At 69.9% G+C, this 13,792-nt stretch carries 15 protein-coding genes and 1 pseudogene; 9 read left to right on the top strand and 7 right to left on the bottom strand.

Annotated features, from left to right (window positions below; all coding sequences use genetic code 11):
• Positions 1-53 precede the first annotated feature (53 nt).
• On the bottom strand, positions 54-956 hold the full coding sequence (locus C5B96_RS07775) for a hypothetical protein (protein WP_199176592.1): 903 nt from the start codon (positions 954-956) through the stop codon (positions 54-56).
• Between the two features lie 102 nt (positions 957-1,058).
• Between C5B96_RS07775 and C5B96_RS07770 the strand changes: the two genes are divergently transcribed.
• Positions 1,059-2,039, top strand: coding sequence for a carbohydrate kinase (locus tag C5B96_RS07770; protein ID WP_104244596.1), 981 nt, complete (start codon positions 1,059-1,061; stop codon positions 2,037-2,039).
• Here the strand turns inward: C5B96_RS07770 and C5B96_RS07765 are convergent.
• Together C5B96_RS07765 and C5B96_RS07760 are read right to left on the bottom strand one after the other, a co-directional pair.
• The gene (locus C5B96_RS07765; RefSeq protein ID WP_104244594.1) at positions 2,027-2,284 is read right to left on the bottom strand and encodes a type II toxin-antitoxin system RelE/ParE family toxin; all 258 of its coding nucleotides are present in this window, start codon (positions 2,282-2,284) and stop codon (positions 2,027-2,029) included. The genes C5B96_RS07770 and C5B96_RS07765 overlap by 13 nt on opposite strands.
• Positions 2,281-2,529 carry a type II toxin-antitoxin system Phd/YefM family antitoxin gene (locus C5B96_RS07760; RefSeq protein WP_104244600.1) on the bottom strand — a complete coding sequence of 83 codons (249 nt, stop codon included), beginning with the start codon at positions 2,527-2,529 and terminating at the stop codon, positions 2,281-2,283. The genes C5B96_RS07765 and C5B96_RS07760 overlap by 4 nt, the downstream gene beginning before the upstream one ends.
• A gap of 72 nt (positions 2,530-2,601) precedes the next feature.
• Between C5B96_RS07760 and C5B96_RS07755 the strand changes: the two genes are divergently transcribed.
• The gene (locus C5B96_RS07755) at positions 2,602-3,324 is read left to right on the top strand and encodes a hypothetical protein (protein WP_104244592.1); all 723 of its coding nucleotides are present in this window, start codon (positions 2,602-2,604) and stop codon (positions 3,322-3,324) included.
• A gap of 46 nt (positions 3,325-3,370) precedes the next feature.
• Here the strand turns inward: C5B96_RS07755 and C5B96_RS07750 are convergent, their stop codons facing one another.
• The 4 genes from C5B96_RS07750 to C5B96_RS07735 all read right to left on the bottom strand — a co-directional run bounded on the left by C5B96_RS07750 (position 3,371) and on the right by C5B96_RS07735 (position 7,372).
• Positions 3,371-4,384, bottom strand: a complete 1,014-nt coding sequence (locus C5B96_RS07750) for an iron-siderophore ABC transporter substrate-binding protein (protein WP_104244590.1) — start codon at positions 4,382-4,384, stop codon at positions 3,371-3,373.
• Between the two features lie 89 nt (positions 4,385-4,473).
• Positions 4,474-5,289 carry an ABC transporter ATP-binding protein gene (locus C5B96_RS07745; protein ID WP_199176591.1) on the bottom strand — a complete coding sequence of 272 codons (816 nt, stop codon included), beginning with the start codon at positions 5,287-5,289 and terminating at the stop codon, positions 4,474-4,476.
• Between the two features lie 2 nt (positions 5,290-5,291).
• Complete coding sequence (locus C5B96_RS07740) at positions 5,292-6,311, bottom strand: iron chelate uptake ABC transporter family permease subunit (protein ID WP_233189071.1); 1,020 nt, start codon at positions 6,309-6,311, stop codon at positions 5,292-5,294.
• Between the two features lie 2 nt (positions 6,312-6,313).
• Complete coding sequence (locus C5B96_RS07735) at positions 6,314-7,372, bottom strand: iron ABC transporter permease (protein WP_104244584.1); 1,059 nt, start codon at positions 7,370-7,372, stop codon at positions 6,314-6,316.
• Between the two features lie 151 nt (positions 7,373-7,523).
• On the opposite strand from C5B96_RS07735, the gene C5B96_RS07730 reads away from it, so the two are divergent.
• From C5B96_RS07730 to C5B96_RS07700, 7 genes and pseudogenes are all read left to right on the top strand, one after another.
• Positions 7,524-7,802 carry a hypothetical protein gene (locus C5B96_RS07730; RefSeq protein WP_104244582.1) on the top strand — a complete coding sequence of 93 codons (279 nt, stop codon included), beginning with the start codon at positions 7,524-7,526 and terminating at the stop codon, positions 7,800-7,802.
• Between the two features lie 89 nt (positions 7,803-7,891).
• Positions 7,892-9,346 (top strand): 3-isopropylmalate dehydratase large subunit, encoded by a 1,455-nt coding sequence (gene leuC / locus C5B96_RS07725; protein WP_104244580.1) that lies wholly within the window; start codon positions 7,892-7,894, stop codon positions 9,344-9,346.
• 3 nt (positions 9,347-9,349) lie between these two features.
• Positions 9,350-9,946 carry a 3-isopropylmalate dehydratase small subunit gene (gene leuD / locus C5B96_RS07720; RefSeq protein WP_104244578.1) on the top strand — a complete coding sequence of 199 codons (597 nt, stop codon included), beginning with the start codon at positions 9,350-9,352 and terminating at the stop codon, positions 9,944-9,946.
• A gap of 14 nt (positions 9,947-9,960) precedes the next feature.
• Positions 9,961-11,349: a UDP-N-acetylglucosamine 1-carboxyvinyltransferase gene (gene murA, locus C5B96_RS07715; protein WP_104244576.1), complete on the top strand. Its 1,389-nt coding sequence runs from the start codon at positions 9,961-9,963 to the stop codon at positions 11,347-11,349.
• Between the two features lie 8 nt (positions 11,350-11,357).
• Positions 11,358-12,095 carry a 1-acyl-sn-glycerol-3-phosphate acyltransferase gene (locus C5B96_RS07710; protein ID WP_199176590.1) on the top strand — a complete coding sequence of 246 codons (738 nt, stop codon included), beginning with the start codon at positions 11,358-11,360 and terminating at the stop codon, positions 12,093-12,095.
• A 59-nt stretch (positions 12,096-12,154) separates the two neighbouring features.
• Positions 12,155-13,246 (top strand): NAD(P)H-dependent glycerol-3-phosphate dehydrogenase, encoded by a 1,092-nt coding sequence (locus C5B96_RS07705; protein WP_104244598.1) that lies wholly within the window; start codon positions 12,155-12,157, stop codon positions 13,244-13,246.
• A pseudogene (locus tag C5B96_RS07700) lies at positions 13,149-13,792 on the top strand (D-alanine--D-alanine ligase); the annotation flags it as partial. The gene C5B96_RS07705 and the pseudogene C5B96_RS07700, both read left to right, overlap by 98 nt.

The raw sequence follows: 13,792 nt of genomic DNA, 5'->3' as shown, positions 1-13,792 counted from the left end.
ACCCCGTGGGATGCGGTGGCCGACCCGCCCCGCCCCATCGGGCAGCTCGCCGCTCATCGGGCGGTGGGGTCGGCGTGGATGGTGTCGCCGGCCGGGTCGGCCACCGCATCCCACGGGGTGGGCATGCCGATCGGGTTCGGCTGCGGGTACAGCGGCGCCGCCGCCGCGGCGAACGGCTCGAGCGCTTGGGCGACGGCCACGAGGCGGGCATCGCTGAGCCCGCTCCACGGGGCGACGGCGAGACGGTTCGTCAGCTCCTCCGCCCGCGCGATCGCGTCCCGGCCCGCATCGGTGATGAGCCCGTCGGAGTCGAGCAGCCCGCGGTCGACGAGGTCGTTCTGCTCGTCGTCCCACGCCTCGTCGCTCCAGCCGCGCGCCCGCTTCATCGACGACGTGTCGAGGTCGAGCCCGGCCCGCAGAACGATGGTCGACAGCCCCGCGATCCGCTCGGTCACCAGCGCGAGCACGTGTCCGTCGCCGCGGTGCTCCCGTAGCGTCGCTGTGGCCTGCCAGAGCGCACGGTACGGGTCCTCCGGCAGCGCCAGCGCCCGGTTCGCCGCCGCGAGCGGCCGGCCGATCGTGTCGACCTCCGCCGCAATCGGTGCCAGGGCCGCGGCTGCCCGCACCGCGACATCCCACTCGGGAACCAGGTGCGCGAGAGTGGATGCCGCGCCCGCCGATCGCGCCTCGAGCACGTCGGCGGGCGACGCAACGGCCCACACCGCGGGCAGCGCCCGCTCGACCAGCGCCGGAGCGAACCCGCTGAAGATCGCGGTGACGGGCGCCCCGGTCACCGCCCCGAGCGGAGCCGACCGCCCGGCGAAGTAGCCGTCCCAGTAGCGCGTCAGCCCCACCCCGGCGAACGCCGCCCGCGCCTCCTCGGAGAAGTAGGTGACCGCGTGGATGGGTTCGAACAGCGTCCAGAGCCCGCGTACCAGATGTTCCCGAGCCGTCATCGAAGCCCCACTCTCGTTTGTGCAGATACCGGCGGATGCGCCTGCGGGCGCGCCCCGCGTCACCGCCCAGAGGCGGGTCGCTCCCCAGTCTAGGATGGGGGCGTGACCGCCAGCGAAGACCTCCAGCCCCCGTCGGCGACCCCGCCTCCGCCCCGCTCGGCGCTCGTCATCGGGGAGGCCCTCGTCGACATCGTCGTGCACGAGGGCGACCCGTCGGGCACCGAGCCGCAGGTGCACCCGGGCGGCAGTCCGCTGAACGTCGCGTACGGGCTCGCCCGGCTCGGCATCCCCACCGTCTTCCGCGCGCACGTCGGCGCAGACGCGCACGGTGAGGCGATCATCCGGCACCTCGAATCGGCCGGCGTCGTGCTCGAACAGGCGACGGCTCTGGATGCCCCGACCTCCACCGCCACGGCGCACGTCGACGCCGACGGCCGGGCCGACTACGAGTTCGACATCGCCTGGCAGCTCGACGAGACCACCGTGGCGCCGGGTGTGGGCGTGCTGCACACCGGATCGATCGCCTCCGTTCTGCAGCCGGGCGCCGCGGAGATCCGCCGCCTGTTCGCCGAGGCGCGCCGCGGCGGCGAGGTGCTGCTGAGCTTCGACCCGAACGTGCGCCCGAGCATCACCCCCGACCGCGACGCCGTGCGCGCCGACGTCCAGGCGCTCGCGGCAGACGCCCACGTCGTCAAGATGAGCGACGAAGACGCGGAGTGGCTCTACCCGGGGGTGCCGCTGTCGGAGGTGGTCTCGCGCTGCCTCGACGCCGGCAGCCTGCTGGTCGGGGTGACGCGCGGCGGCGACGGGTGCCTGCTGGCGGCCCCGGGCATCCGCGTCTCCCTGCCCGCGCGCCCCGTCGACGTCGCCGACACCATCGGCGCCGGCGACTCCTTCATGTCGGGGATGCTCTTCGCCATCCTCGACGGCGCACTCCTGCCCGACGTGCTCGCCGGCCGCCTCACCGAACCGCAGGTCGAGCACATCGCGCGCACCGCCCTCGAGAGCGCCCGCATCACCGTGTCGCGCGCCGGAGCGAACCCTCCGTCGCTCGCCGAGCTGCGCGGCGTTCAGCGCTCGTAGATGTCCCGGCGGTGGCTGAGAGCGATCACCGCGACGATGAGCACGTCATCGTCGATCGTGTAGATGATCCGGTAGTCGCCGACCCTGACCCTGAAGCCGGGACGACCCTGAAGCGCCTTGGCTCCGGGCGGCCGAGGGTTCTCGCCCAGCAGGGCGATTGCTCCGCGGATGCGTTCGCGATCCTGGTGGTCGATGCGTTTGAACGATCGAGCCGCAGCGGGTCGCAGTTCGATCTGGTACGTCATGCCCAGCCCAGATCGGCCTTCACCTGCGCCCAGGGCACGTTGGGCCCCTCCTCCTGCATCGCTTCGTCGAAGGATGCGACATCTTCGGCGTCTTCGAGCGCCTCGATCATGCGTTCGTACTGCTCGGGGCTGACGACGACGGCTGCCCGCTGGCCGCGCCGTTCGATGAACACTGCTTCACTCTGCGAGCGGGCAATGACGTCGGAGAGATGGTTGCGTGCGTCTGCGACGCTGACGATCGACATGCTCACAGTGTACATTCGATGACTCGGGATGTACATCTTCTCTGTGACCGGCTCGCGGTCTACGATCGGGGCATGGCACTTCTCCACAAGGCAGTACTGACCCCGTCGAAGCTCGAGCTGCTGCAGGGGTGGGTGCCGGCGCAGCCGTGGGGCGGCGGGGGCGCGCTCGAGCAGGTCGGGGCGTTCCGGTTCGACGACCCGGCCGGTGAGGTCGGCATCGAGACGCTGCTGGTGCGCGCGGGCGACGGGCCGGTGCTGCACGTTCCGCTGACCTACCGTTCGGCGCCGCTCGAGGGCGCCGGCGCCGGGCTGATCGGCACGATGGAGCACTCGTTGCTCGGGGAGCGCTGGGTCTACGACGGCGCCGCAGACCCGGTCTACGCGAGCGTGCTCGCCACGGTCGTCCTGAACGGCGGCAGCCACGCCGAGCAGCACTGGGTGATCGACGGCGAGACGGTCGAGAAGCCGCTCGACACGTTCGCCGAGGGCACGGGCGGGGCGGCCGAGCTCGGCGCGACCGCCCCGGTGCCGGTCGAGCCGGTGGTTCTGGATGCCGTGACCGTCGAATCGGGCCCCGAATCGTCGCTCGTGCGGGGCCGTGCCCGCTCCGGTGGCGAGCTGCTCATCGAGGTCGTGCGACGTGTGGCGGGGGAGGGTTCCGTCTCGGCGGAGGATGCGGCATCCGCCGCCCGCGCCGAAGCCGCGACCGCGGTCTCGGGCGAGAGCGCCCTGCTCGTGGGCCGCTGGCCGGGCGAGCCCGCCCCGCGGCTGCTGGCGAGCGCCACCCGCGCCTAACCGCCGAGCGGCCCCGGCCCGGCCCCTCAGGCGGGAGTGCTCTGCGCTACTTGGCGGCCGCCGCGGCAAGCAGTGGCACGAGCTGGTCGAGCACGACCGGGATGCTCAGCACGCTGGCCGCACTGTAGGCCGTCGCGGTCTCCGACGTGGGGTCGAGGAACACCGTGCGCCCCTGCTGCACGACCGGCAGGCTGGCGAGCAGCGGATCGGCCTCGGTCTCTGCGGCGGTGAACCCGATCGGCAGCGCCACCATCACGTCGGCGTCGAGCGCCGACACGTTCTCGACCGAGACGGTCGCGTAGAAGCTGCCGGCGCCGAGCGCCGTCACCGCCGGGGCGCTCACAAAACCGAGGTCGGCGAGAATGTCGAACCGGCCGTCGCCCGGTAGGTAGGCGCCGTACGCCTCCCCGAACTTCGCCGCGGAGACGGCCGTCTTGCCCGCGAACGACGGGTTCGCCGCCGCAGCCGCCGCGATGTCGGCCTTCGTCGTGCTGATGAGCGCCGTGCCCTCATCGGCCAGCCCGAGCGCCTCGGAGACCGACGTGAGCTGCGTGGCCCAGTCCGTGGCGAACGGCCCGGTCCCGGTCGGGGCGTAGACCGTCGGGGCGATCTCGCTGAGACGCTTGTAGGTCTCCTCGTCGTTGTCGCTCCGCACGTTCAGGATCACGTCGGGGTCGAGCGCCGCGATCTGCTCGTAGTTGAGCGTCTCGCCGCCACCCAGCTGTTCGGGTACGACGTCGCCGAAAAGAGAGGATGCCCACGGGCCAACGCCTTTCGTGTCGGCCGTGAAGCCCTGCCAGGCGTAGACGCCGACCGGCTTGACGCCGAGGGCGAGGGCCATCTCCGCATCCGACCAGCCGAGCGCCACGACCTTGAGGTCGCCCTCGGGCCGGGGCACGTCGACAGTGCCGAACATGGTGTCGACGGTGCCGAGGCTCCCGGATGCCGCGGAGGAACTCGGCTCTGAGCTGCCGGCGCCCGAGGCGCAGCCGCTGAGGGCGAGGAGGGCCGCTGCTGTTGCGGCAACAACGGTGGTGGTGCGAAGGAAACGGGCGCGCATGAAGGCTCTCTCGATCGGGTGCAGGAAGTCTTTAGGTTAGCCTACCCATACCTCACAATCTGTGAGATCTCTCAGAGGCGGCGTCAGCGTCAGCGCCTCGCGAGCGGGATCACCAGCGGCGTACCCGACTCCGGATCGTCGATGACCCGGCAACGCAGCCCGAACACCTCTTCGACGAGCTCGGCCGTCACGATGTCGACCGGCGCCCCCTCGGCGACGACCCGGCCCTCCTTCATCGCGATCAGGTGCGTCGCGTACCGCGCGGCCTGGTTGAGGTCGTGCAGCACAGCGACGAGCGAGTGCCCCGACTCCCGGTTGAGCTCGGAGAAAAGGTCGAGCAACTCGATCTGGTGGGCGATGTCGAGGTAGGTCGTCGGTTCGTCGAGCAGCAGCAGAGGGGTCTCCTGGGCGAGCGCCATCGCCACCCACACGCGCTGCCGCTGCCCGCCCGACAGCTCGTCGACGGTGCGCTCGGCCAGGTCGGTGACGGTGGTCGCCTCCATGGCGCGCAGAACGGCCTGCTCGTCGGCCGTCGACCACTGCTGCAGCATCGACTGGTGCGGGAACCGGCCGCGCGAGACGAGGTCGAGCACGGTGATGCCGTCGGGGGCGATCGAAGTCTGGGGGAGCAGCCCCACCCGCCTGGCCACCTCTTTCGACGGGTAGGCCGAGATGTCGCGCCCGTCGAGTACGACGCTGCCGCCGGTCGGGGCCAGCACCCGGGCGAGGGCGCGCAGCAGGGTCGACTTGCCGCAGGCGTTCGGGCCGACGATCACCGTGAACGAGTCGTCGGGGATGTCGATGTCGAGATCGTGGATGATCGTGCGCTTGTCGTAGCCGACGCGCAGCCCGCGGCCGGCGAGCCGCACGGCGCCGACCGCATCCTCTGAATTCCTGATCGCCATTGTCATGCCTTCCGGGACTGCGTCGCGAGCAGCGCGACGAGGTAGATGCCACCGATGACCACCGTCACGATGCCGACCGGCAGCTGCGTCGGCGCGATGAGGCGTTGCGCGATCACGTCACTGCCGAGCATCAGCGCCGCCCCGAGCGCCGCTGCCGGTACCAGTGCGACGCCGGGCGACCGCGTCAGCCGCCGCGCGATCTGCGGCGCCGCGAGCGCGACGAACCCGATCGGTCCGGCCGCCGCCGTCACCACCGCGACGAGCGCGACGCCCACCACGAGCAGCAGCAGCCGCGTCGGCTCGGCCCGCACCCCGAGCCCGATCGCGGCGTCGTCGCCGAGTTCGAGCGCGCGCAACCGGCTGCCCGTGAGGGCCAGCACCGGCAGCAGCACCACGATCGTGCCGAGCACGGGAACGACGTCGCCCCACGTCGACAGGTCGAACGAGCCGGTCCCCCAGGTCGCCGCCGACAGCGCGCTGTTCACATCGACACTGATGAGCAGCCATCCGTTGAACGCCACCAGGAAGGCGCTCACCGCGATGCCGATCACGATCAGCCGGAACCCCTGCACGCCGTTCCGGAAGCTCAGAAAGTAGACGACGGCCGCCGTCGCGACCCCGCCCACGAAGGCGCCGATCGACGTCGCGACGTAGTTGCCACCGATCAGCAGCATCACCACCAGGGCGCCCGTGTAGGCGCCGTGCGAGAAGCCGAGGATGTCGGGGCTGCCGAGCGGGTTGCGGGTCAGCGACTGGAAGATCGCCCCCGAGAGGGCGAGCGCGGCCCCCGCGACGACGGCCAGCACGATCCGCGGAGCCCGCCATTCGAGAACGATGCGCTGGATGCTCGTCGACCCCTGCCCGGTGAAGGCCGCGAAGACATCCTTCGGCGCGATCGGATACTCGCCGAGCGTCACCGCCAGCACGGCCAGAGCGACCGTGAATACCGCAAGGGCACTCACCACCCACACGGTGCGGGTGCGGATCCGGATGCTCACCCGCCCGCCCGCGAGGCGCAGCACGCTCACAGGCTCTTCGCCGCCCGGCGGCTGCGCATGAGCACGATGAGCAGCGGCGCCCCCACGAACGCCGTCACCAGCCCGACCGGAACCTCGCTCGCCACCAACAGTCGCCCCACCATGTCGGCGAGAAGGAAGATGATCGGCGCGACCACGGCGGAGAACGGCAGGATCCAGCGCTGGTCGGGCCCCACGATGCGCCGGGCGACGAACGGCGCCATCAGTCCGAGGAAGGTGATCGGCCCGGCCGCGGCCGTTCCGGCCCCGCACAGCACCGTGATCGCGGCGAACCCGATGAGGCGCGTTCGCAGCAGGTTCGCCCCGAGCGACTTCGCGAGATCGTCGCCGAGCGCTGAGGCGTTCAGTGAACGGCCGAGGGCCAGGGCCGTGACACTGCCGACCAGGATGAACGGCAGCACACCCCAGACGATGTCCCACTGCCGGCCCTGCAGTGAGCCCGCCGACCAGAAACGGATGGCGTCGAACGTGTCGGGGTTCTGCAGGGTGATGCCGAAGCTGATGCCGTTCAGCAGGTACGACACCGAGACGCCGACCAGCACGAGCCGGGCCGGGTCGCCGCCGGCCCGGCCGCGCCCGCCGATGAGGTAGACGACAGCCGTGACGACGATGGCTCCGGCGAACGACCACCAGACGTAGTTCGAGATGCCGGCGACCCCGGCGTAGGTGATGGCCAGAACGACGGCGATGTACGCTCCGGCATTCACTCCCAGTAGCCCGGGGTCGGCGAGCGGGTTGCGGGTGATCGCCTGCATCAGCGCCCCGCCGAGACCGAGCGCGGTGCCCACCAGCACGGCCAGCAGCATCCGGGGCACTCGGAAGGTGGTGACCAGCAGCGATGTCGTGTCGGAGCCGCCCTGGGTGAGCGAGTGCCAGACCGCGTCGAACGGGAGGTTGCCGGAGCCGACGAAGAGGCTCACTCCGCAGAGCAGAACGAGAAGAACGATGAGGGCCACGAGGAGGCCGGAGCGTCGCGCCGTGCTGACCGCCAGCGGCGACCGCGGCGGTGTCGCCCCGGTTCGGGCCGAGGGCAGAGTGGTAACCATGGTAAGCCTTACCTTACCGGGCGCGCATCGACTCCGGCTGTGCATCCGGAGGCATGAGATGCCCAGGTATACGTCGGCTTGGGCGTGTCTCCCCCGGAACGATTACAGTCGAGCCATTCGAACATATGTTCGAATGAGCGGAGGGAGTCGCATGATGCAGGTCGATGAGCTGGTGGCCGTCTGGCTGAAAGACGGCAGGCCGAGCCGCCTGGTCTGGGGCTCCCGGCGGTTCCGGGTGACGGACTCGCCGACGCGGCTGGGCGACGACCTCCCCGAGTCCTTCCTCGATGCGCTGTCGTTCACTCATCCGCCCCGGCTCTCTGTGGGCTGGCGGTTCCAGGCCACCGCCGACGACGGGGAGGCCCGGGTGTTCGACATCCGCTGGGATGACCACCGGCACGTGTGGCAACTGCTGAGAACCTACGACTGAGCCGCAGCCCACCGATCGGGTCGGGAATGCCCTGCGGGGCTCGCGGTTAGACTGAGCGAACAGTTCGTGTCGCGTTCGAAGGTGGAAGCATGACGGAATCCAGGGGCCTGACCCTCGCAGAGAAGGTCTGGAACGACCATCTCGTCGTCAAGGGGGAGGATGGCGCGCCCGACCTCCTCTACATCGACCTTCACCTCGTGCACGAGGTCACGAGCCCCCAGGCCTTCGACGGCCTGAGGCTGGCCGGCCGGCCCGTGCGGCGACCCGACCTCACGATCGCCACCGAAGACCACAACACCCCCACCCTCGCCATCAACCGGCCGATCGCCGACTTGACGAGCCGCACCCAGATCGACACCCTGCGCAACAACGCCAGGGAGTTCGGTGTGCGGCTGCACTCGCTCGGCGACGTCGAGCAGGGCATCGTGCACGTCGTCGGCCCGCAGCTCGGCCTCACCATGCCCGGCATCACCGTGGTCTGCGGCGACTCGCACACGTCGACCCACGGCGCCTTCGGCGCCATGGCCTTCGGCATCGGAACCAGCGAGGTCGAGCACGTTCTCGCGACGCAGACGCTGCCGCTGAAGCCGTTCAAGACGATGGCCATCACCGTCGAGGGCACGCTCCGCCCGGGGGTCACGGCCAAGGACATCATCCTCGCGGTGATCGCGAAGATCGGCACCGGCGGCGGGCAGGGGTATGTGCTCGAATACCGGGGGTCGGCCATCCGGAACCTCTCGATGGAGGGGCGGATGACGATCTGCAACATGTCGATCGAGGCCGGCGCCCGTGCGGGCATGGTCGCGCCCGACCAGACGACATTCGACTATCTCAAGGGCCGGCCGCACGCGCCCGCCGGCGAGGACTGGGTCGAGGCCGTCGAGTACTGGAAGACGCTGCAGACCGACGAGACGGCTGTCTTCGACGCCGAGGTCTTCCTCGACGCCGACACCCTCGAGCCGTTCGTCACCTGGGGAACCAACCCCGGGCAGGGCGTCTCGCTCAGCGAGAACGTGCCCGACCCCTCCACGATCATCGACCCGAACGAGCGGTCGAACGCCGAGCGGGCCCTCGAGTACATGGCGCTGACGGCCAACACCCCGATGAAGCAGATCGCCGTCGACGCGGTCTTCATGGGGTCGTGCACGAACAGCCGCATCGAAGACCTGCGCGCCTTCGCCTCCGTCATCAAGGGGCAGAAGAAGGCCGACAACGTGCGTGTCATGGTGGTGCCGGGCTCGGCGCGTGTGCGCATCGAGGCCGAGGCCGAGGGCATCGACAAGATCGTCGAAGACTTCGGGGCCGAGTGGCGCTTCGCCGGCTGCTCCATGTGCCTCGGTATGAACCCCGACCAGCTCGCGCCCGGCGAACGCTGTGCGTCGACGTCGAACCGCAACTTCGAGGGTCGCCAGGGCAAGGGCGGCCGCACCCACCTCGTGTCGCCGCTCGTCGCCGCCGCGACGGCGATCCGTGGCACTCTCTCGAGCCCGTGGGATCTCGAGCAGTCTCCCGAACTCGTCACCTCAGCAGCGAAGGCGGTCTGACCCGTGGAAGCCGTCTCCGTCATCACCGGCGTCGCCGCACCTCTGAAGAGGTCGAACGTCGACACCGACCAGATCATCCCCGCCGTCTTCCTGAAACGGGTCACCAAGACCGGCTTCGAAGACGCGCTCTTCCACGGCTGGCGGCAGGACCCGGAGTTCGTTCTGAACCAGCCGGCGTTTGCGGGCGCCAAGGTGCTCGTCGCCGGGCCCGACTTCGGCACCGGTTCCTCGCGCGAGCACGCCGTCTGGGCGCTCCGCGACTTCGGTTTCGCCGCAGTGCTCAGTTCGCGGTTCGGCGACATCTTCCGCGGCAACTCGGGCAAGCAGGGGCTGCTCGCCGCCCAGCTGGCCGAGTCCGACATCGAGAAGATCTGGGCCGCCGTCGACGAGCAGCCGGGCCGCGAGATCACCGTCGACCTGCTGTCGAAGACGGTCTCCGTCGGGTCGCTCACGGTGCCCTTCAGCATCGATGACTACACTCGGTGGAGGCTGCTCGAAGGTCTCGACGACATCGGGCTCACTCTGCGAAGCGAAGCGGAGATCACAGATTTCGAGAGTCGCCGGCAGGGCTGGCGACCGAAGACCCTCCCAGTGAAGTAGGCAGTACCACAGACATGAACACACTCCTCCAAGACGCCCAGCTCGTTCTCGACGCACAGAAGGCAGCGGCTCACGTGGGCCTCCAGAGCGACACCATCATCGTCAACGGCGGGCGGCCCCTCCGCGGCCGCATCGACGTGCGCGGTGCCAAGAACCTGGTCACCAAAGCCATGGTCGCCTCGCTGCTCGGCGACACGAAGAGCGTTCTGCGCGACGTGCCCGACATCAGCGATGTGCACGTCGTCTCCCGCCTCCTCGAGATCCACGGCGTCGAGATCTCGGGCAGCCCCGAGTCCGGCACCCTCGTGCTCGACCCGGCCAACGTCGCCATCGCGCAGAGCGCCGAGATCGACGCGCTGTCGGGTTCCTCGCGCATCCCGATCCTGTTCTGCGGCCCGCTGCTGCATCGCCTCGGCCACGCCTTCATCCCCGACCTCGGCGGCTGCCGTATCGGTGACCGCCCGATCGACTTCCACCTCGACGCCCTCCGTTCCTTCGGTGCCGTCGTCGAGAAGCTGCCGAGCGGAATCAACATCACCGCGCCGAACGGCCTGAAGGGCGCGAACATCGAGCTGCCCTACCCGAGCGTCGGCGCCACCGAGCAGGTACTGCTGACCGGCGTGCGCGCCGAGGGCACGACCGAGCTGAAGAACGCCGCCATCGAGCCCGAGATCATGGACCTGATCGCCGTGCTGCAGAAGATGGGCGCGATCATCTCCATCGAGCCGAACCGCGTCATCCTCATCGAGGGCGTCGAGAAGCTCAAGGGCTACGACCACCGCGCACTGTTCGACCGCAACGAGGCCGCCAGCTGGGCATCCGCCGCTCTCGCCACCAAGGGCGACATCTTCTGCGTCGGTGCGAAGCAGCAGGAGATGATGACCTTCCTCAACGTCTTCCGCAAGATCGGTGGCGACTTCGACGTCGAAGAAGACGGCATCCGCTTCTACCACCCGGGTGGCGACCTCAAGCCGGTCGTCATCGAGACCGACGTGCACCCCGGCTTCATGACCGACTGGCAGCAGCCGCTCATCGTGGCCCTCACGCAGGCCATCGGCACCTCGACGGTGCACGAGACGGTCTACGAGAACCGCTTCGGGTTCACCGATGCGCTCGTCGAGATGGGTGCCGACATCCAGGTGCACAAGAACGGCCTCGAGGGCGGCAACCGCCGCGTTCCGCGCCGCGCCCTGGAGCAGGCGGCCGTCATCACCGGCCCGACCAAGCTGCATGGCGCGGACATCGAGGTTCCCGACCTGCGTGGTGGCTTCAGCCACCTCATCGCCGCGCTGACCGCCCAGGGCACGTCGCGCGTCTCGAACGTCGGCCTCATCAGCCGCGGCTACGGCGACTTCACCGGCAAGCTCAAGAAGCTGGGAGCCGACTTCTCCTTCGAGGCGTAGGCATGGGCATGGGCGCGGCCCGTTCGGAGAAGAACCTGACTTTCCGGCTGCTGGCGGCCCCGGTCATCCCGATCGTGGCCGCGCTGGTGAAGCTCGAGGTTCAGGATACCGAGAAGCTGCCGCGCACCGGTGCCTTCGTTCTGACGCCCAACCACTACAGCGACTTCGACCCGGTCGTCATCGGGTGGTCGGTGTGGCGGCTGGGGCGTGCACCGCGGTTCCTCGCCAAGGCGTCGCTCTTTCGCGTGCCGGTGCTCGGAGCAGCGCTCCGGGCGATCAAGCAGGTGCCCGTCGAGCGCTCCGGCCGTACCCACGGCAGCAATCCGCTCGCCGCCGCGCACGATCTGACCGTCGGCGGCGAGGGCGTCATCGTCTACCCCGAGGGCACGCTGACCCGTGACCCCGACCTCTGGCCGATGCGCGGCAAGACCGGTGCCGTGCGCATCGCCCTCGAGAATGCGCTGCCGGTCATCCCGGTCGCCCACTGGGGAACCCAGGCCGTGCTGCCCCGCTGGAGCCGGCGCCTCAGCCTGTTCCCGCGCAAGACCGTTCACGTCAGGTACGGCGACGAGGTCGACCTCGCCCGGTTCCGCGGGCAGCCGCTCACGCAGAAGGTGCTCGCTGAGGCGACCTCGCTGGTGATGGATGCCATCACCCACCTTCTCGAGGAGCTCCGCGGCGAGACGGCCCCCGCCGAACGCTGGAACCCGGCCGACCACCAGCAGACCGAATTCGGCAAGCTGTGAGCCCCCTCTTCGGGCGGCGGAAGCCCGCGATCACGGTGCCGCCGGTGCCCCGGGTCACCATCCTCGGCGCCGGCAGCTGGGGAACGACGTTCGCGAAGATCCTCGCCGACGGCGGCAGTGACGTGACGCTCTGGGCGCGCCGCCCCGAACTCGCGCGGGAGATCAGCCTCGCCAAGCGCAACAGCGACTACCTGCCGGGGGTGAACCTGCCGCCGAGCATCCGCGCCACCTCGTCGCTCGACGAGGCCATGGCCGGCTCGGCGTTCGTGTTCGTGTCGATTCCGAGCCAGTCGCTGCGGTCGAACCTCGCGGCGCTCTCGCCGCTGATCGACCCGGAGACAGTCGTCATCAGCCTGATGAAGGGCGTCGAGAAGGGGTCGGGGCTCCGCATGAGCGAGGTGCTCGAGCAGGGCCTCGGTATTGACCGCGACCGGCTCGCCGTGGCATCCGGCCCGAACCTCGCGCTCGAGATCGCGCGGGAGCAGCCGACGGCCGCCGTCATCTCGTCTGCATCGCTGGCGACTGCTGAAGCCGTCGCAAAGGTGGCGACGAACCGGTACTTCCGCTCGTTCGTCAACACCGATGTCATCGGCACCGAGTTCGGCGGCGTGCTGAAGAACCTCATCGCGGTGGCCATCGGCATCGTCGACGGGGTCGGCTACGGCGAGAACACGAAGGCGTCCATCCTGACCCGCGGGCTCGCCGAGATGACCGACTTCGCCGTCGCCTACGGCGCGCGCCCCGAGACGATGTCGGGCCTCGCCGGCCTCGGCGACCTGATCGCGACGTCGTCGTCGCCGCTCTCCCGCAACAACACGGCGGGCCGTCTGCTCGGCCAGGGCTACAGCTTCACCGACGTGGTCGCGCGCATGCAGCAGACCGCGGAGGGGCTCGCCTCCGTCGCGCCGATCCTCACGCTGGCGGCAGCCCGGGGCGTCGACATGCCTATCGTTCAGCAGGTCAGCCAGGTGCTTGCCGGTACGCTGAACCCTCGGGACATCGCTCCCCACCTCACAACCGATTCACTCGAACCCCAGGGCGAAAGGCCGATCGATGGCAGAAAAAACCGTGGTGGCCCTGCTCTTCGGCGGCCGTTCCAGCGAGCACTCGATCAGCTGCGCGACGGCGGGCGGAGTTCTGGCGGCCATTGACCGGTCGCTCTTCGACGTCATCCCGATCGGCATCACGCGCGACGGCGCCTTCGTTCTCGAAGACGACGACGCCGCGAAGTTCACGCTCGACCCGTCGTCTCTTCCGGTGGTGGCCGACAACGGCACGCGGGTGCAGTGGCCGACCTCGGCGCTGTCGCGCGAGCTGACGGTTCAGGATGCCGCGGGGCAGGTTCGCTCGCTCGGCGACGTCGACGTGGTGTTCCCGATCCTGCACGGGCCGTGGGGCGAAGACGGAACCATCCAGGGCCTGCTCGAACTCGTGTCGATGCCGTACGTCGGAGCCGGTGTGCTCGCCTCGGCGCTCGGCATGGACAAGCACTTCACCAAGACCGTGCTCGCGGCCGCCGGTCTCGCGGTCGCGCCGTGGCAGACAGTGACGGCGGCTTCGTGGGCGGCGTCGCCGTCATCGGTGCAGGATGCCGCGGCTGCGGCCCTGACGCTGCCGGTGTTCGTGAAGCCCGCCCGCGCCGGTTCGTCGGTGGGGGTGAGCAAGGTGAAGTCGTGGGCTGCGTTCGCCGAGGCGAT

It is taken from the genome of Subtercola sp. Z020, assembly GCF_002931235.1.
Lineage (GTDB): Bacteria > Actinomycetota > Actinomycetes > Actinomycetales > Microbacteriaceae > Subtercola.
This window is presented reverse-complemented; position numbering and strand designations above follow the sequence as displayed.